General features: G+C 54.6%; 23 protein-coding genes. 12 read left to right on the top strand and 11 right to left on the bottom strand.

Annotated features, from left to right (window positions below):
• Positions 1-99 precede the first annotated feature (99 nt).
• A complete protein-coding gene (locus GOV89_RS09825; RefSeq protein WP_171235848.1) occupies positions 100-870 on the bottom strand; it encodes a transporter substrate-binding domain-containing protein in 771 nt (256 codons plus the stop codon).
• Between the two features lie 121 nt (positions 871-991).
• Between GOV89_RS09825 and GOV89_RS09830 the strand changes: the two genes are divergently transcribed.
• Genes GOV89_RS09830 through GOV89_RS09840 form a run of 3 tightly spaced genes read left to right on the top strand, consistent with a single transcriptional unit; the run spans position 992 to position 2,846 of the window.
• Positions 992-1,732: an amino acid ABC transporter ATP-binding protein gene (locus GOV89_RS09830; protein WP_171238046.1), complete on the top strand. Its 741-nt coding sequence runs from the start codon at positions 992-994 to the stop codon at positions 1,730-1,732.
• Between the two features lie 8 nt (positions 1,733-1,740).
• A complete protein-coding gene (locus GOV89_RS09835; RefSeq protein ID WP_171238047.1) occupies positions 1,741-2,499 on the top strand; it encodes an amino acid ABC transporter permease in 759 nt (252 codons plus the stop codon).
• Between the two features lie 11 nt (positions 2,500-2,510).
• Positions 2,511-2,846: a carboxymuconolactone decarboxylase family protein gene (locus GOV89_RS09840; RefSeq protein ID WP_171238048.1), complete on the top strand. Its 336-nt coding sequence runs from the start codon at positions 2,511-2,513 to the stop codon at positions 2,844-2,846.
• A 52-nt stretch (positions 2,847-2,898) separates the two neighbouring features.
• On the opposite strand, the gene GOV89_RS09845 is transcribed toward GOV89_RS09840, so the two are convergent.
• Positions 2,899-3,831, bottom strand: coding sequence for a hydrogen peroxide-inducible genes activator (locus tag GOV89_RS09845; RefSeq protein WP_171238049.1), 933 nt, complete (start codon positions 3,829-3,831; stop codon positions 2,899-2,901).
• 107 nt (positions 3,832-3,938) lie between these two features.
• Here GOV89_RS09845 and katG point away from each other — a divergent pair, with 107 nt between their 5' ends.
• The gene (katG, locus tag GOV89_RS09850) at positions 3,939-6,119 is read left to right on the top strand and encodes a catalase/peroxidase HPI (protein ID WP_171238050.1); all 2,181 of its coding nucleotides are present in this window, start codon (positions 3,939-3,941) and stop codon (positions 6,117-6,119) included.
• Between the two features lie 335 nt (positions 6,120-6,454).
• Here katG and GOV89_RS09855 read toward each other — a convergent pair whose 3' ends face one another.
• From GOV89_RS09855 to GOV89_RS22660, 3 genes are all read right to left on the bottom strand, one after another.
• Complete coding sequence (locus tag GOV89_RS09855) at positions 6,455-8,239, bottom strand: ABC transporter ATP-binding protein (protein WP_171238051.1); 1,785 nt, start codon at positions 8,237-8,239, stop codon at positions 6,455-6,457.
• A gap of 264 nt (positions 8,240-8,503) precedes the next feature.
• On the bottom strand, positions 8,504-9,196 hold the full coding sequence (locus tag GOV89_RS22820) for a cytochrome c family protein (protein WP_174827340.1): 693 nt from the start codon (positions 9,194-9,196) through the stop codon (positions 8,504-8,506).
• Positions 9,193-9,438, bottom strand: a complete 246-nt coding sequence (locus GOV89_RS22660; protein ID WP_174827341.1) for a hypothetical protein — start codon at positions 9,436-9,438, stop codon at positions 9,193-9,195. Before GOV89_RS22660 ends, GOV89_RS22820 begins: the two co-directional genes overlap by 4 nt.
• 95 nt (positions 9,439-9,533) lie before the next feature.
• On the opposite strand from GOV89_RS22660, the gene GOV89_RS09865 reads away from it, so the two are divergent.
• The 3 genes from GOV89_RS09865 to GOV89_RS09875 are packed head-to-tail and all read left to right on the top strand — an operon-like array spanning position 9,534 to position 11,926.
• Entirely contained in the window at positions 9,534-10,058 is a 525-nt protein-coding gene (locus tag GOV89_RS09865; protein WP_245223159.1) for an RNA polymerase sigma factor, read from the top strand.
• Positions 10,055-10,792: a hypothetical protein gene (locus GOV89_RS09870; RefSeq protein WP_171238053.1), complete on the top strand. Its 738-nt coding sequence runs from the start codon at positions 10,055-10,057 to the stop codon at positions 10,790-10,792. Before GOV89_RS09865 ends, GOV89_RS09870 begins: the two co-directional genes overlap by 4 nt.
• A gap of 57 nt (positions 10,793-10,849) precedes the next feature.
• Positions 10,850-11,926, top strand: coding sequence for a helix-turn-helix domain-containing protein (locus GOV89_RS09875; protein WP_171238054.1), 1,077 nt, complete (start codon positions 10,850-10,852; stop codon positions 11,924-11,926).
• Here GOV89_RS09875 and GOV89_RS09880 read toward each other — a convergent pair.
• Positions 11,899-12,789: a LysR family transcriptional regulator gene (locus GOV89_RS09880; protein WP_171238055.1), complete on the bottom strand. Its 891-nt coding sequence runs from the start codon at positions 12,787-12,789 to the stop codon at positions 11,899-11,901. The two genes, GOV89_RS09875 and GOV89_RS09880, sit on opposite strands and share 28 nt — an antisense overlap.
• A gap of 107 nt (positions 12,790-12,896) precedes the next feature.
• Between GOV89_RS09880 and GOV89_RS09885 the strand changes: the two genes are divergently transcribed.
• Positions 12,897-13,898, top strand: a complete 1,002-nt coding sequence (locus tag GOV89_RS09885; protein WP_171176726.1) for a sterol desaturase family protein — start codon at positions 12,897-12,899, stop codon at positions 13,896-13,898.
• A gap of 154 nt (positions 13,899-14,052) precedes the next feature.
• Here GOV89_RS09885 and GOV89_RS09890 read toward each other — a convergent pair whose 3' ends face one another.
• The 5 genes from GOV89_RS09890 to GOV89_RS09910 form a co-directional block, all read right to left on the bottom strand.
• The gene (locus tag GOV89_RS09890; RefSeq protein ID WP_171238093.1) at positions 14,053-15,357 is read right to left on the bottom strand and encodes a UDP-glucose/GDP-mannose dehydrogenase family protein; all 1,305 of its coding nucleotides are present in this window, start codon (positions 15,355-15,357) and stop codon (positions 14,053-14,055) included.
• Positions 15,358-15,935: 578 nt separating this feature from the next.
• Entirely contained in the window at positions 15,936-16,925 is a 990-nt protein-coding gene (locus GOV89_RS09895; protein ID WP_256368545.1) for a DUF2793 domain-containing protein, read from the bottom strand.
• A 246-nt stretch (positions 16,926-17,171) separates the two neighbouring features.
• Positions 17,172-18,611, bottom strand: a complete 1,440-nt coding sequence (locus tag GOV89_RS09900) for a mannose-1-phosphate guanylyltransferase/mannose-6-phosphate isomerase (protein WP_171238056.1) — start codon at positions 18,609-18,611, stop codon at positions 17,172-17,174.
• Positions 18,612-18,679: 68 nt separating this feature from the next.
• Complete coding sequence (galU, locus tag GOV89_RS09905; protein WP_171238057.1) at positions 18,680-19,573, bottom strand: UTP--glucose-1-phosphate uridylyltransferase GalU; 894 nt, start codon at positions 19,571-19,573, stop codon at positions 18,680-18,682.
• A gap of 683 nt (positions 19,574-20,256) precedes the next feature.
• The gene (locus GOV89_RS09910; RefSeq protein ID WP_254451512.1) at positions 20,257-21,459 is read right to left on the bottom strand and encodes a lytic murein transglycosylase; all 1,203 of its coding nucleotides are present in this window, start codon (positions 21,457-21,459) and stop codon (positions 20,257-20,259) included.
• A gap of 207 nt (positions 21,460-21,666) precedes the next feature.
• On the opposite strand from GOV89_RS09910, the gene GOV89_RS09915 reads away from it, so the two are divergent.
• Genes GOV89_RS09915 through GOV89_RS09930 form a run of 4 tightly spaced genes read left to right on the top strand, consistent with a single transcriptional unit; the run spans position 21,667 to position 25,661 of the window.
• Positions 21,667-22,626 (top strand): cytochrome ubiquinol oxidase subunit II, encoded by a 960-nt coding sequence (locus tag GOV89_RS09915; protein ID WP_171238059.1) that lies wholly within the window; start codon positions 21,667-21,669, stop codon positions 22,624-22,626.
• Positions 22,623-24,713 carry a cbb3-type cytochrome c oxidase subunit I gene (locus GOV89_RS09920; protein ID WP_171238060.1) on the top strand — a complete coding sequence of 697 codons (2,091 nt, stop codon included), beginning with the start codon at positions 22,623-22,625 and terminating at the stop codon, positions 24,711-24,713. Before GOV89_RS09915 ends, GOV89_RS09920 begins: the two co-directional genes overlap by 4 nt.
• A complete protein-coding gene (locus GOV89_RS09925) occupies positions 24,710-25,342 on the top strand; it encodes a cytochrome c oxidase subunit 3 (protein WP_171238061.1) in 633 nt (210 codons plus the stop codon). Before GOV89_RS09920 ends, GOV89_RS09925 begins: the two co-directional genes overlap by 4 nt.
• A complete protein-coding gene (locus tag GOV89_RS09930; protein WP_245223157.1) occupies positions 25,335-25,661 on the top strand; it encodes a cytochrome o ubiquinol/quinol oxidase subunit IV in 327 nt (108 codons plus the stop codon). Before GOV89_RS09925 ends, GOV89_RS09930 begins: the two co-directional genes overlap by 8 nt.
• Positions 25,662-25,678 lie beyond the last annotated feature (17 nt).

The following is a 25,678-nucleotide window of genomic DNA, read 5'->3' on the forward strand; positions in this document are numbered from 1 at the left end:
AAAATTGGTGCGCCAAGCACTTTGCTCCGTCATGTCAAAATAGAAAACGCCCGATCCTGAAGGCCGGGCGCTAAAGTGCTGGTTATGTCTGAAAATGGATCAGAGACCCCATTTTTCGCGGTTAGCTTCGAAGAAGCCTTGCGCTTTTTTCACTTCGATCCAGTTGTTCACGTAGTTGATCCAGACCTGATCGCCTTGCGGCAGGATCATCGCGATGGGCGATGGCGACCGGGGACCCGCATTCTTGACGCGAACCACCGGGAACTTCGCCTCAAGTGTCGAGCCTTCGATATTTGACGTGATGAACACATCCGCGCGTCCGGCGATCACTTCCTGAAAACCGCGGGCCGGGGCTTCCACGACCTTGATCTCAGCGTTCGGGAACCATTCACGCACGCGCTTTTCAAACGTGGTGCCCAGAGTTGTGGCGACCGTCACGCCCGGTTGGTTGATTGAATCATAGCCGTCGAATTTGTCCGCCTTATCCTTGGTCGTGTACGGGAACAATTCCACCGCGATGTAGCTATCCGAGAAACCGGCCACCTTCATGCGAGGCGGAGAGATCGAGGCCGAACCGGTCAGGTGGTACTTGCCCGCCACCACGCCGTTGACCAGCGTTTTCCAATCGGTCGGCACATATTCGACCTCGACCCCCAGATCGGCGGCCAGTTCGTTCATGATGTCGATGTCGTAGCCTTTGTAGCTGTTGGTGGCCGGATCGCGCAGCGACATGGGGTTCCAGTCACCGGTCGTGCCCACTTTAAGCACGCCGGAATCCAGAATCTCGTTCAGTGCGGATTGCGCCTGTGCGGCACCTGACAATACCAGACCCAGCGCGGCTGCTGCCGCTGCTTTCAAAAAAGTGTTCATCGCTTTCTCCCGTTGGTGATGTTTATGTCTTGCCGCCGTGTTCATCATTGATTTAACCCGAAAGAGAAAGATAACCTCAAGAAAATATTACAACTTGACTAAAACAGGGGCAGACCAGCTTATGCCAGACGCCGCAATTGAACTTGTGGGCGTGAACAAGTGGTTCGACACGTTTCACGTACTCAAGGATATAAACCTGACGGTCAACAGCGGCGAGAAGGTGGTGATATGCGGGCCCTCGGGGTCAGGTAAGTCAACCGTCGTTCGGTGTATCAACCAGTTGGAAAAACACCAGAAAGGCATCATCTGTGTGGACGGGGTCGAACTGACGGATGACGCAAAATCTGCGGCGACTATCCGGTCCGAGGTTGGAATGGTGTTTCAACAGTTTAACCTGTTTCCGCATCTGACCGTGTTGGAAAACCTGACTCTGGGCCCGATCAAAGCGCGGGGTCTGAGCCGTAAGGAGGCCGAGGAAAAGGCACGTCTCTATCTGGAGCGCGTACACATTCCTGATCAGGCGGACAAAAAACCCAATCAGTTGTCCGGTGGCCAACAACAACGCGTTGCCATTGCGCGGTCCCTGTGCATGGAGCCGCGTGTTCTGTTGTTTGATGAGCCAACCTCGGCGTTGGACCCCGAGATGATCTCGGAAGTGTTGGATGTCATGGTCGAGTTGGCGAACGAGGGCATGACCATGGTGGTTGTGACCCATGAGATGGGGTTTGCGCGCAAGGTGGCCGACAAGATGATCTTCATGGACGCGGGTGAAATCGTCGAAGAAGGCAAGCCCGAACATTTCTTCACCAACCCGCAATCCGAGCGGTGTCGTAAATTCCTGTCGCAAATTCTGCAGCACTGAGAGGGGCTATGAAAAAACTACTTCTGATAGCGCCCTTGCTGTTGCTTGCGGGTTGTTCCTCGTCCCAGACTTGGGGCTGGTATGTGATCGACCCCACCACGGCATCGGGCTGGACCAACGTGAAATTCCTTGTCTCGGGCATGTGGGCGACGATCCAGATATCGCTGATCGCGGCGGTTCTGTCGATTGTCGTGGGCCTGATGGTGGCATTGCCGGGGCTGTCCGAGAAACGCGGCTGGCGTTTGGTCAACCGGGTCTATGTGGAATTCATCCGCGCCATTCCACTGCTGCCGATGCTTTTTTGGGTCTTTTATGGATTGCCTATCGTGTTCCAGTCGATGGGAATGAACGTCCCAATCGATCCATTCTGGGGTGCAATCATTACCCTTGCGATTTCAGACAGCGCATTCACGGCCGAGATCTATCGCGCGGGTATTCAATCCATCGCGCGCGGTCAGCGTGAAGCGGCGCAAACCATAGGTCTGAACTATGTGCAGACCATGCGTCACGTGATCCTGCCTCAGGCGATCCGGCGTATTCTACCGCCGCTGGCCAACCAGTTCATCTACATCGTCAAGATGAGTGCCTTCGCCAGCGTCATCGGGATGCAGGAATTGACTCGCCGCGCGAATGAATTGGTTGTGACGGAATACCGCCCGCTGGAAATCTACACACTGCTGATCTTTGAATATTTGATCCTCGTACTGATCATCAGTGCTGGTGTGCGCCGGTTGGAACGCCGCATGGGCGCAGACGAGCGCGGATAAGGAGTTAAAAAATGGACTGGAAAGCCTTCATGGCCGAGACAGAGGCCAATATCGGGACTTTCTCAAAGGAAGTTCCTGAAACCGTTCGGGGCTTTGGTATTATGGGTAAGGCGGCCAAAACCGATGGCGCGCTGAGCGAGAAGAGCAAGGAATTCATCGCGTTGGGCATCGCTGTCGCGACTCGTTGCGACAGCTGCATTGGGTTTCATGTGAAGTCGCTGGTTCGTCTGGGGGCCACGCGCGAAGAAATGTGCGAGGCTTTGGCCATGGCGACCTATATGGGAGGTGGGCCGTCGTATGCGTACAGCGCCAAGGCGCTCAAAGCCTATGATGTGTTTTCCGAATGATATCTAAATGTAATGATCCGGCAATACCTGCCGCATCGCGCTTAAAGGTGGTTCACTCGGCTGCCGACTGATCGCTGTGCCCAGTGTTCAAAATGTTCTCTTCTGCGGTTTTGCGGATGATCGCGCCGATCTTGAGCAGGTTTTCACTCAGCGGGTTGGTCTTTCGCCAGACTAGCCCAATTGTTCGCGCCGGCGGGGTGTCCTGGAACCGGGCAATAGAGACATCGGCGGAACGGGTTTCCAACCCAACGGCCATCTCGGGGATCAGGGTGACGCCAATTCCTGCCCCAACCATCTGTACAAGGGTCGAAAGCGAGCTGCCCTCCATAACCTGTTGCGGTTCGATATTGCGGATTGAACAAAAAGACAGAGCCTGGTCACGGAAACAGTGGCCTTCTTCAAGCAGCAATAGCCGCATTGTTCGGAGCTGCGATGAACTTGGCATGGGCAGGCTGGCATCTCGCGCCGGGCGGACCAGCAAAAAATCTTCGTTGAACAACGAGAACTCTCGAAGACTGGGTTCCGACACCGGCAGCGCAACGACCCCGACATCCAGTCGTGAGTCCAGTATTTCGCGGATTACGGATTCGGTGATGGTCTCTTTGGGCTCAATCGTTAGCTGCGGAAATCGCTGCGACATGGCCTTGATAATCGAGGGCAGAAGATAAGGCGCAACTGTGGGAATTAAACCGATCCTTAATCGTCCTGACAGCGGGCCGGACGGTGATTGCACCAGTTTCCCCAAGTCCTCGACTCGGGTCAGAATTTCACGGCTGTGCTTCAACACGTCTTCACCCAAGGCGGTCAAGCGGGTTTCACGCGCCGCCCGTTCGACCAATGGGCCGCCCATGATGGCCTCTAGCTCTTTGATTTGAATGGAAAGCGCTGGCTGCGAAATTGCACTGGCAGTTGCGGCTTTGCCGAAGTGACCATGGGTGGCAAGGGCCTCGAAATAACGCAGGTGCTTGAGCGTCAGTGATTTCATTTGAAAAACTAATCACAATGATAGAAATTACAAATTTCCATTTATCGCTTGGTTCGGGTACGAGTCAAGGCATCTGAACCACTAGGTAAATACTCAGGAGATTTACAATGGACGGTAACCCTCACAATCATCAAACCGGCGGCTGCCCTGTCATGCATGGCGGGAACACAGGTACAGGCAATTCAGTCACCAAATGGTGGCCGGATGCGCTGAACCTGGACATTCTGAGCCAGCACGACACGCGCACCAACCCGATGGATGCGGATTACAACCACCGTGAAGCGGTCAAAGGTCTGGATTTCAAAGCCGTCCGTGCCGATGTCGAGGTGCTGCTGACAGACAGTCAAGACTGGTGGCCGGCGGACTGGGGTCACTATGGTGGCCTGATGATCCGTCTGGCCTGGCATTCTGCCGGATCCTATCGCCTGGGCGACGGTCGTGGCGGCGCGGGGTCGGGCAACATCCGGTTTGCTCCGCTCAACTCGTGGCCGGACAATGCCAGCCTGGACAAAGCCCGCCGTCTGCTGTGGCCGGTAAAAAAGAAATACGGCAACGCACTGTCCTGGGCTGACCTGATCGTCCTGTCGGGCACTGTTGCGTATGAATCGATGGGCCTGAAAACCTTTGGATTTGGATTTGGTCGCGAAGATATCTGGGGCCCGGAAAAAGACGTGTACTGGGGTTCGGAAAACCAGTGGCTCGCCCCGTCCGAGAGCCGCTATGGCGATCTGGAAACACCCGGCACGTTGGAAAACCCCCTGGGCGCTGTGCACATGGGTCTGATCTATGTGAATCCCGAAGGTGTAAACGGCAATCCGGACCCTGCGCGGACCGCTTTGCATATCCGTGAAACCTTTGCCCGTATGGCTATGGATGACGAAGAGACCGCAGCGCTGACCTGCGGCGGTCACACGGTTGGTAAGGCGCACGGCGCTATGGCGGGCGACAATATCGGTTCCGAGCCCGAAGCCTGCCCTGTGTCTGGCCAGGGCCTGGGTTGGGACAACCCGGATCAGAACGGCAAGGCGACCAACGCGTTCACTTCAGGCATTGAGGGCGCGTGGACGAAAGAGCCGCTGAAGTTCGACATGGGTTATTTCGATTATCTGTTCGGCTACGAATGGGAGCTGGGCAAATCCCCTGCCGGTGCCCATCAGTGGCAGCCCGTGGACATGCCGGAAGATGAAAAACCGGTCGATCCGACCGACCCGTCTGTCCGCCGGATGCCGATGATGACAGATGCGGATATGGCGATGAAGGTTGATCCGGCATACAATGCGATCTGTCAGAAATTCATGGCTGTTCCGGACTATTTCGCGGACACTTTCGCCCGTGCCTGGTTCAAACTGACCCACCGCGACATGGGTCCACGCGTCAACTATTACGGTCCGGACGTCCCTGCAGAGGATCTGATCTGGCAGGACCCAATCCCGGTCGGTTCGACTGATTATGACGTAGAAGCCGTCAAGGCAAAGATCGCAGACAGTGGCCTGGCAGCGATCGAGATGATCAACACCGCCTGGGACAGTGCACGTACCTTCCGAGGCTCGGACAAACGCGGTGGCGCAAATGGTGCGCGCATCCGTTTGGCACCACAGAAAGACTGGGCGGGCAACGAGCCTGAGCGTCTGGCAAAAGTGCTGGGTGTGCTGGAGCCGATTGCTGCTGAAACCGGAGCGTCGGTCGCTGACGTGATCGTTCTGGCAGGTAATGTCGGTCTGGAACAGTCGATCAAGGCAGCAGGCTTTAATGTGACGGTTCCGTTCTCGGCTGGTCGTGGTGACGCGACGGACGAACAGACCGACACAGACAGCTTCTCGGTGCTTGAACCACTGGCTGACGGGTTCCGCAACTGGCAGCTGAAGGAATACGCCGTGTCGCCTGAAGCGATGATGCTGGACCGCTCGCAGTTGTTGGGCCTGACCGCATCTGAGATGACCGTTCTGGTGGGCGGCCTGCGAGTGCTGGGTGCTAACCATGGCGGAACGGCGCATGGTGTCTTTACCGACCGTGTGGGTCAGCTGACCACCGATTTCTTCGTAAGCCTGACGGACATGTCGCTGAGCTGGCATCCGGTTGAAGGCGGCACTTACGAGCTGCGCGACCGCGCTTCTGGTGAGGTCAAGTTCACCGCCACCAGCACGGATCTAGTCTTCGGGTCGAACTCGATCCTGCGCGGCTATGCCGAGGTTTATGCTCAGGACGACAATGCCGAGAAGTTCGTGCGCGACTTCGTGGCAGCGTGGACCAAGATCATGAACAACGACCGGTTCGATCTGCTTGCGTAAGGTATCAAGAAACCAGGTTGAGGGTGGCTTCGCCTGGTTTCGCGCTTCAGGGTTCGGGAAGTGACCCTTCAGTCGTTTCATAAAATTGCTAGTTGTTAAACTCGAGCTGGTTTAGCTAAGTCGTTGGTATTCGCGTGCACAAAATCTGTAGGACAACTAAAGTATCAGCCTGGCCCGATTAGCAGTTCGTTCATTTTAGCTAACGGTTAAGACCGATAGGCCTAACGCTCGGGTTTAGAGGTCAAGTACCCTAGCTCATCTGTGTTGAACTAAACTCATGGATATCGAACATCGCATTCTTGGCGAACGTACCAACGCTTGTGTGGAAGTCGCGGTTACTCCGCGACTTCCTTTGCAGGCGTGTGCTGTTTGAATTGTTGATCAAACAAAGTGCGGAAACTACCGCTTTTCTTCATCAACTCGTCCAGATTGCCTTGCTCAACAATTGCACCATCCTGAACCACAATAATTTTGTCTGCCTCGAGCACTGTGGACAGGCGGTGCGCGATAACGATGACGGTAACGTTCTGAGTCAAGGCATCCAAAGCCTTTTTGACAAACGATTCCGATTCAGCATCCAGGGCGCTAGTGGCTTCGTCCAACAGCAGGATTTCAGCGTTGCGCAGAATGGCACGCGCAATCGCTATTCTCTGTTTTTGACCTCCTGACAGGAAGGTTCCGTTTTCACCGACCTGAGTGTCGTACCCGTCCTTCAATTCCATGATGAAATCATGGGCGTACGCTGCTTTCGCTGCTTCGAATACTTCTTCTTCGGTCGCTTCAGGGGCCGCGTAACGCAGGTTATCAAGGACTGATGCGGAAAACAGGAAGGTGTCCTGACCTACATATGAAATCTTTCGACGTAGGGAGGCAAAGCTCACCTCCCGCACGTCTTGTCCGTCAATCTCAACAACGCCTTCGTCTGGATCATAAAAACGCATGATCAATCCGAACAAAGTGGATTTGCCACCGCCTGACTGGCCAACAAGGGCCGTTGTCTTACCTGCTTCGAACGAGACGTTCATGTCTTCGATCACAGGAAGCGCGCCTTGATACCCAAAGGTCACGTTGCGTAGGACAATGTGACCCGGCCCTTCGGTCAGGTCTCGGGCATCGGGGCTTTCGGTCATCGTGTCTTGTTGGTCTAGCAAGCCAAACAACATGCTCACACCCACCATATTGGCTTCGATCTGGACACGCATACGCGACAGGCGTTTCGCCGGTTCATAAGCCATCAGCAAAGCGGTGATGAAGGACATCAGCTGCCCGGCTGTCGGTTGTTCCGTACCGGCGATATCCATCGTGCTGACAATGAGCACACCAGCAACGGCAAGGCCTGCCAGAAACTCCATCAGTGGGCTGGCGATTGCTTGCAGCCTAGCAATGTCGTTCGAGCGCTGCTCTACCTTGCGGATCGCGGTCTCCATCCGGTCGATCATGCGATCTTCCAACGAAAAGACCTTGATGATTTTGATTCCGGCTGATGTCTCCTGAAGGACGCGAATGATCTCGGCCAGCGACTTGAACTCGGCCTGCATTATTTTGCGCACACTTTTCAGGAGATGCCGCACCCCCAACAAAGCGACAGGACCTAAAACAAAGAACATCACGGACAGAACGGGCTGCTGGTATACCATGACCGCGACAAGGCCAACCAAGGTAAGAGCGTCACGGACAAAGCCTGTAACAAGTACATCAATCAAACTCCGGGCGGCTTGTGCACCGTTTGTTGTTCGCATCAGCAGGTCTGACGATTCATTTGCAGTAAAGAAAGAAACGCCGTGACGAAGCAGTTTTCGATAAACTTTTTCTTGTTGTTGTGCGACGATTCGATTGCCAGCGCGCGCCAGAAAGTTCGCCTGAATATATGAGGCAACCGCTTTCGTTAGAAATAGCAGCACAACAGCCAAAGCAATAACATGTGACCATCCCCGCAGTTCCGGGCTTGTCATGGCATCGACGATGTATTCCATCATATAGGCCGACCCGGCCGTGGTGACGGCGACTACGATCATTGCCAAAATCGCAATGCCGTATAAGGGGCCTTGAGCATAAAAGCTTTCGCCGACAAGGCGGCCCATGTAGCCTGATCGCCATTTTTTCCAGGCGCGCGTTATCATTGCGTTCTCCAAATCGTGAAACGGTGCGCACGTTCAGATACCCCAAATTTTGCCGGGCCAAAAGGGTATATACCGGACTGCGTCAGTGAGGCTCATGCCAGCTGTTGATCGTGCGGAGAGTTAGATAGGGGCTTTAAAGAGTTGAAACAAGTACAATGCGGGCCACGAACCAAAAGCAAGTAAACCGGAGCGCGCGTTTTTTTGCGCTTCAAAAGGAAAACAAGATCACCTGATCATCAGTGCGCGGGTGAACGCGCGACTGAATCAAGGTCGAAGCTCGGTAAAACTTAGCTTTCGCTCTGCAGATATGACAACAAGTTGACGATATTGCATCCTATTTCCAGGGAGGAACCCTTTGGGATCGGCCAGAAATGCATTCAAGTTTTCCTGTGTCCAAACTATGCCAGAGTTCTGCACAGGAGCGGAATACTTGAAGCCTTCAACCTGGCCCGCTGGCTTGCCAATAACGGCATGCAAGGAAGGGCCGACAGCGTTACTGCCTTCGTTCAGTTTATGGCAGGCGCTGCATTTGCGAAAAACCTTCTTACCTGCCTTGATGTCTCCTGACGCGGCGGCTGCAACGGCCGCAGTTTCTGCTGCTGGTGTTGCGGCGACCTGTTTGCCGTCAGAGTGAAAGATAAGCCGGGCCGTGATGGGAACTGTTCGGGTGATGCTTGGCAAGTTTGCCAATTCCATCAGCTTGTCGACGCCTGCGTTCACACCGGCATCTTCTGCGCTGAGGAACACCATATCATTGGTGGAGACCAGGACCGAAGTTTCGGATAGTCGCGCGACGAACAGTTCTGTGTCGAAAGAAACGTCCGAGCCGACCAGAGACAGAACGGATGCTGCATCTAATGTGGTGGTTTCGCCAATCGACAGCCCGGATACTTCGGCCATGTCGAAGTCAGCTGTCAGCATTGCCGAACCGGCTTTACGAAAAACAAATTCAATCATCCGCTCGTTTCGAATATCGATATTGGTCTGACTGATGACAGGTCGATGGTGATTTCAGCGTGACCATCTTGGGTCACATGCCCGCTGAGTTTGCTAAAGCTGTTGACTTCACCCACAGCGTTTTTCTTTATGGTGCCATAAGCCAAGTGCGAGTTGTCGCTGTCCAAAGTCCACGTGCCGACAAGAACAGGTGTTGCAACAATCGCCGACGCAATCGTGACTGCTTTCAACAGAAGTTTCATTTCATTCCTCCAAGGTTTATGACAATTTTGCCGAGCGGGCCCGGTCCGTGAAAACCAAACACACATAGGTCGCAATTTATTCGATGAATGCTGAAATGACTTCCGAACAGGCCGTCCGCGATGCGGTGCAGACGCACTCGAAACGCGTATGGCGGTTTGCGCTGGCATTGTCTGGGGCGTCTGACGTGGCCGATGACCTTTTGCAGGCGACATGTCTTCGAGCTTTGGAGCGTCATCATCAGGTCACGTCGCATAATCGTCTGGACAGCTGGCTGATGACAATCTGCCGGTCAATCTGGCTGAACGAAGTGCGATCACGCTCGGTCCGTCGGGCGCAGGCATTGTCGGTAACGCCCGAAGCAGACCTTGTGGCGACAGGGTCGGACACAGAAACGAATATTTTCGCCACTGAAGTGTTTACACAAGTGATGCAGCTTCCAGAAGCGCAGCGGGAAACGGTTTTGCTTGTGTTCGTCGAAGGGTACAGTTACCGCGAAGCCGCTGCCTTACTGGAAGTTCCCATCGGTACGATTATGAGCCGGCTTTCGAATGCCCGGCAGAAACTGAAAGCGGTGATGCAGCCTGATGCGGCGGACACCGCGCGACGGAGTGGTAAATGACGTTTTCCGACGAAACGCTGGTGGCGTATCTGGAAGGCACCTTGGATGAGGCTCAGAGCCGCGCTATTGAGGCTGCGGTCGAGACCGACACCACGCTGGAACAACGACTGATGGCGCTGGATCCATTTGCGCCAATTGTTCGTGATGTTTTTGAGAAACTTCCGGCTGAGGCGCCAGCTATCGAGATGCCCGATCCGGTGATGCCAGCAGCGCGCGGCAGTGGTCTGCGCCTTGTTGCAGTCGCAGCGAGTGCGGCGATTGCTGCCATTGCCGTGACCTTTTGGGCCACTCGACCGGCAGACCTGGGCTGGGCACAGCAAGCTGCGATCTATCAGTCGCTTTACGTGCCCGAGACCATAGCCTGGCTAGACAGTTCAACCAAATCGCTAGACAAACAATTTGAGATGGCTGAGGCACAGCTTGGGCGGTCTTTGAACCGTGAAACGCTGGAATCCTTGCCGGGGTTAGAGCTGAAACGGGCGCAAGTTCTTTCCTTCAAAGGTAAGCCTCTGATCCAGGTTGTTTTTGCGGATGAACAAGGCCAACCCTTTGCGTTTTGTGTTCTTCGTCAGGGGCCAGATGCCCCACCAGCTGAGATAAAGCAAGCGGTGCTGAGCGGGTTGGCGACGGCCACGTGGACGCAAGATGGTTATGGTTACATGCTGTTGGGCAGTTCGCCGCAGACCGATTTGCAGAATGAGTTGGACGTTCTGACCCGGACCTTTGCAGGCTGATCGTAATCTTTTGGAAAGCCTCTTGTGAACCGGTGCAAATGCCCGAAGAATACCGGTATGAATTCGAAGAAACCCATGCCGCTTCCGGAGGATGAGGCCGAAGATCTCGGCCCGGCCAGTATTTTTGACGGTGATCCGACCGAAGAAGAGGATTTGTGGTTTTTGCCACCCGATGAGGTGGCGGAGGAGGATTATTTCCCGCCCGGCCCCCGATCTGATCGGCGTTTGTTGTTTGACCCGCGTGATTGGCGGGCGGCGCAGTCAGACTTGTCGGCAGAGCTTGCGGATCTGGCGCTGACTTTTGGGGCGCTGGACGAACGGTTACGTGCTGGACCTAAAGGATGGACCCATCGTCTGGCTTTGATGGAGACGTCTGATCTGGGCTGGTGGACCGGCGATCGGGTCAGTGTGGACCGATTGGCCTTGTGGACTGGTCTGCGCATTGGCGCGACCCACGACGATGTGCAAGCTTTGTTCCGTGCGGGTTGGGCTGTGCGCCGATTAAGCTCGGGCGCTGCTCCTGCAGAAGGGGGATGGGAAAGCGGGCTGACCGCGTTTCTGGACCGTCTGGCAAAGGGTTCTGATGCCGCGCCCGAGGCTGTTGTGGATTTGGCGGAAGTTATGCAAAGCGCTGAAGGTTTGCATCCGGTGACGCAATCGGCAATTGCGTTTCATGCATGGCGCGCGATCGCGCAGGGTATTGGACAAGACACAGAGGCCGCCGTGATTGCGGCGCGGCACGCTGCGTCCATGGGACGTGGTGGTGCCCTGTTTATGCCGCTTGCCTTGTCTGGCCCTGGTGCCTTGCGTGGGGCAGGCGAACCGACGGAAAAGTTGGGATCCTGGATACGAGGGGCAGGGCAGGCGGCCCTTGCGGGTCTCTTGCATCTCGACCGGATCAGTGCGTGGGAGAACAAAGCCCGGGACGTCACGCAAGATCTGAGCGGGCGCACGCCACCGCGTCTGATCGAGGTTCTGGCATCGTGGCCGATGGTCTCCGCTCCGTTGGCCGAAGACTTGACCGAAGCGTCCCGCGCGGCGGTTCAGCGCAATTTCGATCTGTTTAGCCGCCGAGGTTTGGTGCGAGAGGTCACGGGGCAAGGGCGTTATCGAGTCTGGACTGCGGCGCTGTAGTCCAGCAGCCAGTCACGAAAGGTGCGGGCGGGTTTGCGCATGGTTGCAAGCGATGGGTAGATCAGGTGGTATGCTTCTTGTCCGGCAACTGAAGCCTCCGGTAGGCATGGCACTAGACCCGTCCTTTCTGTGATCCGATCTGAAGCAGGCGCGCGGGCAAGGGCGATACCCATCCCACTGGCTGATAATTCTGCTGCCATGATCGAATTGTCAGCGAAAAAGTACCGAGCCTGTCCTGCAGGCAAGCGTAGACTTTCGAACCAATGCGGCCAACTTGCGCGGTGCGTTGAGACCTCGATCAATGTGTGCTCCAGCAAGTCTTGTGGGGTTTTGATCTGTGCAGCGATTGCTGGTGGTGCAACAGGGTAAAGAACTTCTCGAACCAGCTCATCACCTTCGGTGCCAAACAGAGCAGGGTTGCCAAACACAATCTGCAAATCAGTAAATCGATTGGCAAAATCCGAAACGATGTTTCCGGTGGCCAGTGACAAGTTGATATCAGGATGCCCGGCTTGAAATGTTGAAAGGCCCTTGGCCAGGATTCCATGGGCGAAAAGCAACACAGACTGCACATAAAGTCGCTGCCCCCGCGTTTCGCCAAACAGGCCGGTGGTGGCGGTTTCCAGCATCAACAGTGACTGTTGCACCGACGGCAAGTAGGCCCGCCCGGACTCGGTCAGGGTGACGGCATGGGCGTGGCGGTGGAACAGAGGGGTGCCCAACTGGGTTTCCAGCGCCTTGACTTGTTGGCTGACGGCTGCGGCGGACATGTTCAGCTGCACCGCCGCCCGGGCAAAGCTTTCGGTACGCGCGGCCGCCTCAAAGACGCGTAACCAGTTGAGAGAGGGGATACGTGACGACATTTTGAAAGGCTAAGCAAAACTTGCCCTGACCTGCAAGACAAACCGTGCTGAGCCTTGCCCAAGTTGCTCTAGCGTGCTGGCAGCGAACAGCATGAACGAGCCACACCATGACAAAACCAGCCTTGCCTCCGCGTCCCAAGCGCAAAATCTGGAACTTTACACCACAATTGCCAATTCAGACGTCTCCGTACTGGGATTGGCCGATGAAACCCTTGGCTGCGCTGCGCTACCTCCTGCAAAGCTGGAACCCATTGGCGCTGCGCGCGCTTCTGCTGGTCTTTGCCATCATCACCTGGACTTACCTGACCCCATCGCTGGGCCGGATTGAAACCTTCAGCTGGGATTGGGTGGCCGAAATCTGGTTTCGCAATTTTTGTATCTTGATGGTGGTTGCCGGTGGCTTGCACCTGGCACTGTGGAAATTCCGTACGCAACAGGACGAATACCGCTATGACATGCGTCCGATGATGAAGGGCGCAAAGGTCTTTACCTTCAAGAACCAGGTCTGGGACAATATGTTTTGGACCTTAGGCCCGGCGCTGACCTTCTGGACGTTCTGGGAATGCCTGATCCTGTATTCCTACGCCAACGGCTGGATCACCATGATCACATTCGACAGCAATCCGACATGGTTCATCGCGGTTATAATCTTTGTACCGATCTGGGCAGGTTTTCATTTTTATTGGCTACACCGTCTGCTGCATGTCGGCCAGCTTTACACCAAAGTGCACGCTTGGCATCACCGCAACATCAATACTGGCCCGTGGTCCGGCCTTGCTATGCACCCCGTCGAAAGCTTCTTTTTGATGTTCGACACGACGATCTTTTTCCTTCTGCCGTCGCATCCGGTCCACGCCATCTTCCTGCTGTTTCATCACGGCATTGGCGCGCCGACCTCTCATGCCGGATTCGAGCACGTGAAACTTGGTAACAAAGCCAAGTTTCAAGTCGGGGATTTCTTTCACCAGCTGCACCACAGGTTCTTCGATTGCAACTACGGCACCTGGGAAACGCCTTGGGATGAGTGGTTCAACACGTTCCACGACGGCACGGACGAGGGCAACGAAATGGTTAAAGAACGCAGGCGCAAGATCTGGGCGGGCGAGTAAAGCCGCACCAGTCCTTTGCCGAGCCCGAAACGACCCGGCAAAGGACTGGGATTTACATCCAGACGTAACCGCTCATTCTACTGCGAAGCATCAGGGTAAGTTGGCCAAGCTGGTAGGGGCGTCGCAAAAAGTTCTACGACAAGATCGGGTAAGCTCAGCGCCCGACCCCGACATAGGTTTCGAAACCTGCCTTCAGGGTTTTGCTTTCTGAGTAGATATTGCGCAGATCCACCATTCTGGGGGTGCTCATGGCCGCCGCCAAATCGCTAAGGTTCAAAGCCCTGAATTCGTTCCATTCGGTCAGCAGAACCAGCACATCAGCTCCTTTTGCTGCCGCATAAGGGTCATCGCACCAGTCAACACCAGGCAACAAGGCTTCACCCTCAGATTTACCTTGTGGATCTACAACGCGTACTTTTGCTCCTCCGCCGATCAGGGCGGGGACAATGGACAATGACGGCGCGTCGCGCATGTCATCCGTGTTGGGTTTGAACGTAACACCCAGAACTGCAATGATTTTGCCGTTGAAGCGATCATCACAAGCTTCGCGGATCTTCTCGATCATGCGCTTTTTGACTTCGTCATTCACGCGAATGACGGTTTCCGTAATCTGCATCGGATACGCGTGATCCTGGCCAATCCGCGCCAGTGCCGCAGTGTCTTTGGGGAAGCACGACCCGCCATAGCCGGGTCCGGCGTGCAGGAACTTGTTGCCAATCCGCCCGTCCAGACCCATGCCTCGGGATACCTCTTTGACATCTGCGCCAACTTTTTCGCACAGGCCCGCGATTTCGTTGATAAAGGTGATCTTGGTCGCCAAGAACGCGTTTGCGGCATATTTGATCATCTCGGCACTTTCCAGATCGGTTGTCAGGATCGGAAAATCTCGTAGATAGAGAGGGCGGTAGATTTCGGCCATCACTTCGGCGGCGCGGTCGTTTTCAACGCCCACGACAACGCGGTCGGGGCGCATAAAATCGTCAATTGCGGCACCTTCGCGCAGAAACTCTGGATTGGACGCAACATCAAAATCCGCCTTTGGGTTGGCTGCGGCAACCACCTCTTGTACCTGTCTGTTGGTGCCAACGGGTACAGTCGATTTTGTGACGATCACTGTATAGCCAGTGACGGCATTTGCGATTTCCTCTGCGGCGGCCATGACATAGGTCAGGTCTGCATGGCCATCACCGCGCCGGGTTGGTGTGCCCACCGCAATAAAGACGGCATCTGCTCCATCCACCGCATCTGCCAGATTAGTGGTAAAACTCAGTCGACCAGCGGCCACGTTTTTGGCCATCAAAACATCCAGGCCCGGCTCGTAAATTGGAACCCGTCCGGCTTTGAGCATGTCGATCTTTTGGTTTGCCTTATCGACGCAAATCACATCGTGACCGAAATCCGAAAAGCACACGCCGGACACAAGGCCAACGTAACCGGTTCCGATCATCGCAATACGCATCATTTAATCCTTTTTTACCAATATCTGCCGACAATGTGTGAACAATCGAAGAAATGGACGCCAAATTCAATGGTTCAAAGAGGCCTCAGGCTGCATCCCATAGAGTCTCGCTGTTTTTGAGGCAATAAGGCATTGAATTATTTAAGTGTGCGTCAAAGACAAATATGCCTGTGGTCGCGGATATTCGGGTCAGACAGAACTGATTTCACTGAGATCTCATCGAACAAAGAATATTTATTACATGGGATCAGACGTGCGCTAGGGTTTCCAATCCTCAAGATCTTGGCCACAAAGTCGCCGAGCCGAACCAAGGTTAGCATGACACTGCCGGAGCTATCAAAAGCTATGAAGCCTTTGGTTTTGCGACGGTCCTTTGACAATCGGGAAATGGTTCCGAAAATCGGCCGCTTTCGAACCAATAAGGTCAAAAGTGACGTTTCGTTGAAAGGCGACGGTTCAGTTAAATACCAGGGGCGCAAAGATGGACTTCGTGGGCTCCCACGTGATTTCGGGAACAGACCAACTTAGACCGATGCGAAAAACAGCCGCCCGATACCAGAGGCGGGCGGCCGATTCAGTCAGTACCAACGCCCGACCGCGATTACGGTCGCAGACAGTGCCGAGGAATCTGAAAGGACCGACAGCACTTTGCAGTTAACCTGTGTTGTGTCGGGAGTATCCAAACCGATAAACCGATCAACTGCGCCTCCACTTCCACTCACACAGGGTGTCGCAGCAAAGGCCATGGGAAAATCCCAGGTCAGTGCTGAACTGGCGAACAGAGCACCTTCAGTATTGGTGCAATCAACCGCGGGCAGTGTGAACGTGCAGATCTGGGTCCCATCGGCGAACCGCACGTACTCTCCGTTTGCGTTATGGCCACGTTGGATGACGGCTCCGGTAGGTGTGCCAGTGTTCTCAGAGACCGAGCCCAAAAGGTTACCGGGGCCGTAACCGAAATCTGCTCGCATAAGGCGGCCAGCGGTGGTTTCGGACGCGTCACTTTGGACGGCTGCACCTGTGGCTGCTCCGGTGTTGGGATCAAAGCTCAACGCATCTGTCCAGCTCGCACCGTCGGGGGACACCTTGATGGAAAATCCAGTGCTGCCGGACAGACCCATTTCGGCATGACTTGTCCAGTTCGACTGAAACAGAAGTGATGCAGTATCACCAGAGCTGGCCTTGTTAATTTTTAGCTGGTGCCCACTGCCCTCGTGGGTCAGCAAGGTGGCGGGGCTTCGCACTGTGAGGCGGTTTGTTGTGTCCGAAGATGCCGATACGCCGACGCCATCCAGATTTTGCATGTTAACGGGCACAGGGGCCCAGGCTGTGCTATCCCAAAGCTGAAATTCGCCGGTGTTTTCGTCCCAGGCGCGCCAACCTGAAGACGGGGTCACGAAATGCCACGCATTGTCCAACCAGGCGGCAAGGTCCCCGGCGTGCCCCACCCAGTCACCTATTGGTGCGGCCCCAACCGCATGAACCTCGCCCTGTTCGGGCACCACTGGCGGTGTATTTGCGTTCGTTGAGCGGACCGTTAGTTGCACGATCAGATCAAGTCCTCGCAGAGCCTCGTTGTGAGTGACGTGTTTTTGCGCTTATGAGGGTTGCAGAAAGGGAAGGTTCAGTCGGGGTGAGGTTTGTGACACGAGGGGCCTCCTGTAGCTGTCGGCCCGAAACATCGGTTGCGCGCTACACTGCCGCGAAGCGCGTCAAACCTTTGTGACCGGGCCGACCGCCCGGAAAACCTGTTGTTTACTTTTGATCGTCAAGCCAGGAGAGCCCAGCCAGATTAGATCAGGAGCTTTCGCCAATTACTCGCGGGAATAAATGTCTTCGTAGCGAATGATGTCGTCTTCTCCCAAATAAGCGCCCGTCTGCACTTCGATCAGGACCATAGGAACTTTGCCTGGGTTTTCCATCCGATGTGTGGCGCCCAATGGGATGTAGACGGATTGGTTTTCACTCACCAGTTGCTCTTTGTCGTCGATAGTGACTTTGGCGGTGCCTTTGACCACAATCCAATGCTCGGATCGATGGTGATGGGACTGAAGGCTCAATGCGGCACCCGGATGGACATGGATCCGCTTGACCTGAAACCTGTCACCGACCACCAGGCTTTCGAACCATCCCCACGGGCGGTGATCTACCGGCAGCGTCTCTGCCTGTTTCGCCCCTTTTTCCTTCAACACGGTTACGGCTTGTTTTACATCCTGTGCCTTGTCCATACTGGCAACAAGAACCGCATCGGGCATCGCAACCGCTATCACGTTCTCAAGCCCCATCGCCACCACTTCCTGTGTGGGCGATTCTGATCGTATCAGAACGTTTCGGCATTCGATCGCGGTGACGTCACCGTTTGTCACCACGCCATCTTTATTCACATCCGACAGTTCTTGTACAGCGGTCCAGCTTCCGACATCAGACCATCCGGCGGAGAATGGGACCACACTCAGATTTTCCGCTTTTTCCATGACCGCGTAGTCGATTGAGATGTCTGCGCTTTCGGCCCAAGCGGCAGGGTCTAATCTCAGGAAGCCCAAGTCGGTTTTTGCCTCGACAACGGCTTTTTGCACAGGTGCGATCAAACTTCCTGCATTTTGTTCGAATGCAGCCACGATGTCGCGCACCGCAAACAGAAAAATACCCGAATTCCACAAATAGCTGCCGTCTTCCAATATCGACCGTGCGGTGTCAGCGTCTGGTTTTTCGACAAAACAATCCAGCGGAACCGCGCGTTCACTCGAATCCGGTGCGTGACTGAGTTTGAGGTACCCGTACCCCGTTTCCGGACGTGTGGGCGTAATGCCAAACGTCACCAGATCACCACGTTCGCTGACGGCGCGCGCGCCTTCGGCGACCGCCTTGTGGAACGCGGTCTTGTCTGGAATCACATGATCGGACGGAGCCACAAGCATGATCGCGTCCGGATTGCGCGACGAAAGATAGAGGGCAGCAGCCAGAATAGCAGGGGCTGTGTTGCGCCCTTCTGGTTCAATCAGAATTGGTCCGGGGTCAATGCCAACTTCGGCCAGTTGTTCCGGGACGATAAAGCGGAAGGCTTCATTCGTCAGAACCAGCGGCTTTGCATATGGCGCTTCTGATGGCCCAAGCATGCGTTCTGCGCAATCTTGTAGAAGTGTGGTTTCTCCCACCAACGGAACAAACTGCTTGGGATAACTCTTGCGCGACAGAGGCCATAAACGTGTCCCTGATCCTCCGCAAAGAATGACAGGATGAACTGTATTCGTCATGCGTATGCCTTTGAACTGGTAATCACAGAAGGTATTTCTTTAGTTTTACGCAATGAAATAGCTCTTAACTATTGGGCTGCTTTTCCGGTGGCGACAATATCATTCAGATATTGACTCAGGTCATCGCGCAAATCGGCACGGGCAAGCGCAAAGGCTACCGTGGCTTGCAAAAAGCCCGATTTTGAACCGCAATCAAAGCGCTGTCCGTCAAATTTGTAACCAAATACAGGGACCCCATCTGCAATGTCCTCGGCTATGGCGTCAGTCAACTGGATTTCGCCGCCACTTCCGGTCTTCATCGCATTCAGGTTGTTCAGCACAGATGGGCGCAGAACGTAGCGGCCTATAACTGCCAGGTTAGAGGGGGCTTCGTTCAGCTCGGGTTTTTCGACCATACCTCTGGCCGGGATGACAGGACCGATGCTGTCGCCAACATCCAAAACCCCGTAAGAGCTGGTTTTTTCCGGCGAAACTTCCATAGCCGCGACCATGTTGCCACCGGTTTCCTCGTAGGCTTCAATCATTTGTTGAAGGCACGGCTTGTCTGCAGCGATTACATCGTCAGGCAGCATGACGGCAAAGGGTTCATCCCCAATCAGGCGGCGGGCGCACCAAACGGCGTGCCCAAGACCCAAGGCCTTGTGCTGACGTATATAGGCAATCGCGCCGCTTTCCATGTTCGTCTTGTCCAGGATTTCAAGCAACTTGTCTTTTTTCTTGGCCCTAAGTTCCTGCTCCAACACCAGGTTGTGGTCGAAATAGTCTTCGAGCGCAGATTTGCCGCGCGAGGTGACAAAAATAAACTCCTTAATGCCTGCCGCACGTGCTTCATCGATTGCGTACTGCACCAATGGGCGATCCACCAAAGTCATGATCTCTTTTGGGACCGACTTGGTTGCAGGCAAAAACCGCGTTCCCATACCTGCAACTGGAAAAATCGCTTTGGTGACCTTGCGTGTCATGGTGCCTCTCAATTTCAATATTCAGCCGGAAAAACGGATTTAATCCGACATGTTCTCATAGGCTGCGTAACCCGATCAATCAATTATACCCGATGGCCTGGGTGGCAATTGGTCAAATCGTGCCACCTTGTCCGGCTGCTGTCAAAAGCACGCTCTGCAATCTTGGCTGTGTACCCGCATGATAGTTGACGCCTTTTAAAGAATTATAACAGTGATCCGGATTCGCATGCTGTGAAGTGGTTACGGTTGAAGTTCAGCCGGTCCAAGCCCGAGTTTGGGCTATCTGGCAACAGTTGGGTATCGCTTCAGCCATCCGAAAAAGCTAGGCTCACTGGGGTGTATCTTATTTAAAAATATATGCTTTTTTGTGCACGTTTTCCGGTTTGTTCATGCGGTGATAAAAATTGTGTGAGCCACATCTTTCCGACGCATCCGGGGATGATGAAAAGGGGTCAAGACAAATCAAGGGTAGGGTTTTGAGACTGTTCTTGAGGAAAAGTGTTTTTATAAGGAGCGGACGCCTGTTCCCACACTTCTGTTCTGAAATCAGCAACAATTCACTCAAAAGACCTCCAATGGACGTGACCCGGGTATGAAACCTGTGCGCGCTGGGGTTTCGCAGGCTGACCGGCGTGGCAGGTTTGGTGTTGGCCCAAGCGACAACTCAAGATTTGAGAACACCCTCAGGGGGTCAGTTGTGCCTTCATCGCAGGTTCCGGAAAGCAAGTTGGCGCAAAGCCTGAAGTCATTTGCCACCGGCCAATCGAGCGGCGTGTTTTGAACCCCGGCAAACCATCGGCACCGCCAACGTCATGGCCCATTTTCTCGAGGGTCCGCTGCATTGCGGCGATGTCAGAACGGTACAGCCCACCGACCGGACCCCATTGCCCCACAAAATCGTCGACACCGAATTGAATGCGGTCTCCAACATGGCCAACGAACAGAGCGTAAAGATCGCTTTTGTTGTATTCTTTGAGCACATAGAAATTTGGTGTAACCAGAAAGGCCGGTCCATGGCGTCCAGCTGGCATCATCAGATAGCCGAGGCCGTCACGCTCATGGTCCGGAAAGGGCCTGCCTGAAATCCGGCGTATCCCCATTTTTTCCCATTCGTGAATGGGTCGGCCCTGATCGGGCCCTTCCAAAGCGCAGGACACATTCGCGGGAACGGAAACTTCGAAACCCCAGTCTCGACTGCTTAGCCATCCATGTTGGTCTAAATAATGGCCGATGGACGCAATTGTGTCAGCGGGCGATCCCCAGATGTCAGCCCGGCCGTCCCCGTCGCCGTCTCTTGCATAGGTCAAATAATTGGATGGCATGAATTGTGGCTGACCCAATGCACCCGCCCAGCTACTTTTCATGTCTTGGGCAAGTAAATAACCAGCCTCGGCTATTTGAAGGGCCGCAATCAACTCGTTTGTAAAATACTCGGCACGCGTGCTCATGAATGCTTTGGTCGATAGAACGCGAAACGCGTCGTGGCGGATGGGCACCTGTCCGTACCCGCTCTCTCTGCCCCAGATTGCCAGGATTATGCGGCCGGGCACACCGGTTTCGCGCTCGACCGAGGCAAGTATTGCGGAATGCTGTTTTGCCATCTTGCGCCCAACCGAGGTGGCACCCTGAACGGATCCTGAGTTGAAGTACCGCCCAGGCGAGCCGAATTCGGCCTGTTTCTGATTTTTTGGTGTCTTGGCCTTTCGTCCGGGCGGGACCAGATCTGGCAGTTTCCAGTTCAGGGTCACGCCAGAAAACGCCTGTTGCATCGTATCCCGTGAAACCCCTTTGGAACGCGCTTTTGGCCAGACCACCTCTTGCAACCAGGTTTGGAATTGACGTTCAACTTCAGCGCGATCCTGAGCCAGCGCAGCTTGCGAAGTCAAAATAAGACCTATGATTGCAAGTATTTTGTGTATCAAAACCAAGTTGCGTCCCTGTTTTGGCCGGGGCTCGACTGATGCGGTTTTCCATTGATGCCCAAGGTTGAATGAAAGTCTTACCTGGCAATCTGCAGTATGGAAAGGTCTTGAGAAAACTTTCGCATTTGCTGATAGTTGGGTGGAATTTGGATCACGAGAGGGTTGTGTGTTATGGCCGCAGGCAGATTGTCCACCCTATCCTCGCTCGTGGTGGCTGCCGTGTTCATTTTGGCTGTAACTGCGCAAATGGCTGTTGCCAGCGACAGTTTTTTGGATCCGCAAGGCCCGATTGCAGCCATTCAGAAAACTCATCTGTTACGGGCGACCGCCCTGATCATGGTGGCGGTCATACCCGTCCTCGTTCTGGTCCCCTGGATCGCATTTCGATACCGGCGTCGAAGGGGTGGAACCGCTGCCTATAGGCCGGACTGGGATTTTTCAGCCAAACTGGAAATTATCATGTGGGGCGTGCCTGTTTTGATCGTAGCGCTCCTGTCTTTCTATCTTTGGAAGGCGACGCACCGGCTCGACCCGTATTCAGCAAGTTTTGGTGAGGAACCGGCCGTGCAGGTTCAGGTGGTTGGTCTGGATTGGAAGTGGTTGTTTCTCTATCCCGATCTGGGCATTGCCAGCGTCGGCGAGTTTGGAATCCCAACCAAACGACAGGTGGCCATGACATTAACCACCGATACTGTGATGCAGTCTTTCATGATCCCCTCTCTGGCCGGTCAGATTTACGCGATGCCGGGCATGACAACGCAATTGCATCTGGTCGCAGATACTCCAGAGGTCATGCAGGGCGAAAACACGCAGTATAACGGACGTGGGTTCACAAAACAGAAGTTCCGCACTGTTGCGATGGAGCAAGATGCCTTTGATACGTGGGTCGACAAAGTGCGCACCGGCGGCATCCCGCTGAATGCGGCCACCTATCAGACGCTTGCGATGCGAACTGACAGGGATGAGGTTCAAGCAGCTTTGGGGACAGCACAGATGCCTGATGATGCACTGTATTTCACGCTAGAAGAGGATGTGTTCCAAAGCATTCTGCACCGGTATCACACCGGCGAGGGCTTGCCTGCCGATCAACAACCGGGCACGGCATCCTTCGGGCAGGAGGCGCAAAAATGACGTCAACCGAAACTGGCTTTTTGGGCCGCCTCAGTTGGGATGCGCTTCCGATTGCCGGGTTGCTTCAAGACCCCAGCGCCAATGAGATCGTGGCAAATGCGGCTGCGGGAGTCGTGATCGTTGGCGTTATTGCCGTGGTGGGCCTGCTCAGCTGGTTTCGGCTGTGGACACCGCTGTGGCGCGATTGGCTGACTAGCGTCGATCACAAGAAGATAGGCATCATGTATGTCGTCTTTGCCATCGTAATGCTTGCGCGCGGCGTGTTGGAGGGCGTTGTCATGCGCGCTCAGCAAGCCGCAGGGCCGGGTGATGGATTTCTTGAGGCCGAGCACTTTGCCGAGCTTTTCAGCACCCACGGCACGATCATGATTTTCTTTGTTGCCGTGCCCTTCGTCTTTGGTATTGCCAATTATGTTGTGCCGCTGATGATCGGGGCGCGCGATGTCGCGTTTCCCCGATTGAACCAGATCAGTTTGGGTTTGACTGTGTCCGCTGGCATGATGTTGATGGTCTCACTGGTGGTGGGGAGGTTCTCAACAGGCGGCTGGACAGCTTACCCGCCATATACGGGCGCCGCGTTTAATCCGGGAGTGGGACCGGATTATTGGATATGGGCCATCGTTGTATCGGGTATTGGGACCACGCTCACAGGCATCAACTTTGCCGTAACGATCTACAAAATGCGGGCGCCGGGAATGACCTTCATGCGGTTGCCGATGTATTGCTGGACGATTATCTGCAGTTCGATCCTGATCGTTTTTGCGATGCCGCCCTTGGGGGTTGCCGCGTTGATGCTGGCCGCAGACCGTTATCTGGATTTCCACTTTTTCACCAACGACCTCGGCGGCAACATGATGAACTACGCCAACCTGTTCTGGCTGTTCGGTCACCCCGAGGTCTATCTGCTGGTTCTGCCTGCCTATGGTATCTATTCCGAAGTGTTCGCGACTTTCTCGGCCAAGCGGCTATATGGCTACAACTCGCTTGTTATTGCGACAATGTCGATTGCGGTGCTGTCCTTCACGGTCTGGCTGCATCACTTTTTCACCATGGGTCAGAGCGCATTGATCAACGCCGTTTTTGGTATTGCAACCATGCTGATCGCTATTCCGACCGGTGTGAAAGTCTATGACTGGATGGCAACCTTGTGGCGAGGGCGGATCCGGTTTTCGGTTCCGATGCTGTATGGGCTGGCATTTCTGATGCTGTTTGTGATTGGTGGCCTTAGCGGAGTGATCCTGGCCAATCCAACGGTCGACTATCAGGTGCACAACACGCTGTTTCTGGTGGCGCATTTCCACAACGTGCTGTTGCCGGGTGTGCTGTTTGGTCTGTTGGCAGCTTATAACTATTGGTTCCCCAAGGCGTTCGGTTTCCGCCTGAACGAGTTCTGGGGCCGCGTTACAGTCGCTCTTTGGACCATAGGGTTTTTGTTGACCTTCATGCCGCTCTATTTCGTCGGGCTGATGGGAATGCCGCGCCGCTCATTCAGCTATGACGATCCGTCCTTCCACCCTTTCATGATCGTCGCCATCGTTGGGGCGCTGGTGATTACGTGCGCCTTGTTTTCGGTTCTCATCCAATTGTGGGTCAGTGTCCGGGATAGCGAAAAGACCCGTGTCCCGGTGGGGGATCCATGGGATGGCCGTACATTGGAGTGGTCGATTCCATCGCCACCGCCGCCGTACAATTTTGCAATCATCCCACAGGTAAAGGATCGTGATGACTTCGCTGCCGCCAAAGAACGAGGCATCGCGTATCCAACGCCGGACGCATATGAAGATATCGAATTGCCGCGCAATACCGGTATCGGCTTTATCCTCTGTGTTTTCAGCGGAGTCTGGATGTTTGCTTTGGTGTGGTGGATCTGGTGGTTGGCGGCCCTGATGACTGTGCTGATGATCCTGGCCGTGATCATCTGGACCTTTGACGACAGTACCGAATTCACCATCGCTGCTGAAGAAGTGCGCAGAGATCATGAAGCCTGGTTGTCCCTAGTTCACAGTGAAAAGGCTGTGGATCGTGACTACGAAACCTCCCCAGAAAACCGCGGCCTCGCCCGCCCAGATCTGGAGGCAGTCACATGAAACGCACACCAACGCATAGTTATCCGGGCATCAACCTTGGGGAACGCCACGCGAGTGCCGACAAGGCGACAGAAGTTGTCACCTTTGGTTTCTGGGTCTTCCTGATGAGCGATCTGGTCTATTTCGGCCTGATGTTTGCAATCTACATCACAATGATTGATGCGCAGGTGGGTGGACCCGGTCCGCACGAACTGTTCGATCTGAAAAGTGTCTTTGCTCAAACCCTGATCCTGTTGACCAGCAGCCTGACTGTCGGTCTTGCCATGCTGGCCTTAAAGTACAACTTGCCGCGCGGGCGCATCATTCTTTGGTTTGGGGTTACGCTTTTGTTGGGACTCAGCTTTCTGGTTCTTGAACTGCGTGACTTCATGGCCATGGCGGAAAAAGGCGGTGTTCCACAACGCAGCGGCTTCCTATCGGCATTCTTCGGTCTGGTCCCGCTGCATGGTTTGCACGTTGCGGCGGGATGTCTGTGGCTGATCGTTCTGGGCATTCAATTGCGCGCGAAAGGAATGACAGACCTGATTATCTTACGCGTGGTGCGTCTGGCGTTGTTCTGGCACTTCCTTGACCTGATCTGGATCGGAATAATCACCATCGTTTATTTCGGAGGTCTGACCTATGGATAAGCGCTCTGAAATGCACCGTCGTGAGCGGCGACGTTATGTGATCGGATATGGCGGGTCGCTGTTGCTTACACTGGCCATGTTTGGCGTGGCGCATCTATTCGGGATCGAAACCACTGGCGTGTATCTGACAATTGGATTGCTTGGTCTGGCACAGCTTGTTTTGCAGCTAGTTTATTTCCTGCATATCGACCGTCGTCGCAGCAGCCGGGAAGACCTGCACCTTGTGCTGTTTTCCACGATGGTTTTGTTGATTATGATTCTGGGTACGGTTTGGGTGTTGGGCAACCTGGCGATCCGAATGCATATGCATGTGATGTAATAGGCAGCGCACAACAA

Origin of the sequence: Ruegeria sp. HKCCA5763 (assembly GCF_013034545.1) — a bacterium.
In the GTDB taxonomy this organism is placed as follows: Bacteria; Pseudomonadota; Alphaproteobacteria; order Rhodobacterales; family Rhodobacteraceae; genus Ruegeria.

Bases quoted from the DNA above. Each gene is read 5' to 3' on its own strand.
- GOV89_RS09855 (WP_171238051.1), bottom strand. From the start codon at position 8,239: ATGATAACGCGCGCCTGGAAAAAATGGCGATCAGGCTACATGGGCCGC.
- GOV89_RS09865 (WP_245223159.1), top strand. From the start codon at position 9,534: ATGACTTCCGAACAGGCCGTCCGCGATGCGGTGCAGACGCACTCGAAA.
- GOV89_RS09880 (WP_171238055.1), bottom strand. From the start codon at position 12,789: ATGTCGTCACGTATCCCCTCTCTCAACTGGTTACGCGTCTTTGAGGCG.
- GOV89_RS09930 (WP_245223157.1), top strand. From the start codon at position 25,335: ATGGATAAGCGCTCTGAAATGCACCGTCGTGAGCGGCGACGTTATGTG.
- GOV89_RS09870 (WP_171238053.1), top strand. From the start codon at position 10,055: ATGACGTTTTCCGACGAAACGCTGGTGGCGTATCTGGAAGGCACCTTG.
- GOV89_RS09825 (WP_171235848.1), bottom strand. From the start codon at position 870: ATGAACACTTTTTTGAAAGCAGCGGCAGCAGCCGCGCTGGGTCTGGTA.
- GOV89_RS09885 (WP_171176726.1), top strand. From the start codon at position 12,897: ATGACAAAACCAGCCTTGCCTCCGCGTCCCAAGCGCAAAATCTGGAAC.
- GOV89_RS22660 (WP_174827341.1), bottom strand. From the start codon at position 9,438: ATGAAACTTCTGTTGAAAGCAGTCACGATTGCGTCGGCGATTGTTGCA.
- GOV89_RS09890 (WP_171238093.1), bottom strand. From the start codon at position 15,357: ATGCGTATTGCGATGATCGGAACCGGTTACGTTGGCCTTGTGTCCGGC.
- GOV89_RS22820 (WP_174827340.1), bottom strand. From the start codon at position 9,196: ATGATTGAATTTGTTTTTCGTAAAGCCGGTTCGGCAATGCTGACAGCT.
- GOV89_RS09915 (WP_171238059.1), top strand. From the start codon at position 21,667: ATGGCCGCAGGCAGATTGTCCACCCTATCCTCGCTCGTGGTGGCTGCC.
- GOV89_RS09875 (WP_171238054.1), top strand. From the start codon at position 10,850: ATGAATTCGAAGAAACCCATGCCGCTTCCGGAGGATGAGGCCGAAGAT.
- GOV89_RS09900 (WP_171238056.1), bottom strand. From the start codon at position 18,611: ATGACGAATACAGTTCATCCTGTCATTCTTTGCGGAGGATCAGGGACA.
- GOV89_RS09845 (WP_171238049.1), bottom strand. From the start codon at position 3,831: ATGAAATCACTGACGCTCAAGCACCTGCGTTATTTCGAGGCCCTTGCC.
- katG (WP_171238050.1), top strand. From the start codon at position 3,939: ATGGACGGTAACCCTCACAATCATCAAACCGGCGGCTGCCCTGTCATG.
- GOV89_RS09830 (WP_171238046.1), top strand. From the start codon at position 992: ATGCCAGACGCCGCAATTGAACTTGTGGGCGTGAACAAGTGGTTCGAC.
- GOV89_RS09835 (WP_171238047.1), top strand. From the start codon at position 1,741: ATGAAAAAACTACTTCTGATAGCGCCCTTGCTGTTGCTTGCGGGTTGT.
- GOV89_RS09925 (WP_171238061.1), top strand. From the start codon at position 24,710: ATGAAACGCACACCAACGCATAGTTATCCGGGCATCAACCTTGGGGAA.
- GOV89_RS09920 (WP_171238060.1), top strand. From the start codon at position 22,623: ATGACGTCAACCGAAACTGGCTTTTTGGGCCGCCTCAGTTGGGATGCG.
- GOV89_RS09840 (WP_171238048.1), top strand. From the start codon at position 2,511: ATGGACTGGAAAGCCTTCATGGCCGAGACAGAGGCCAATATCGGGACT.
- galU (WP_171238057.1), bottom strand. From the start codon at position 19,573: ATGACACGCAAGGTCACCAAAGCGATTTTTCCAGTTGCAGGTATGGGA.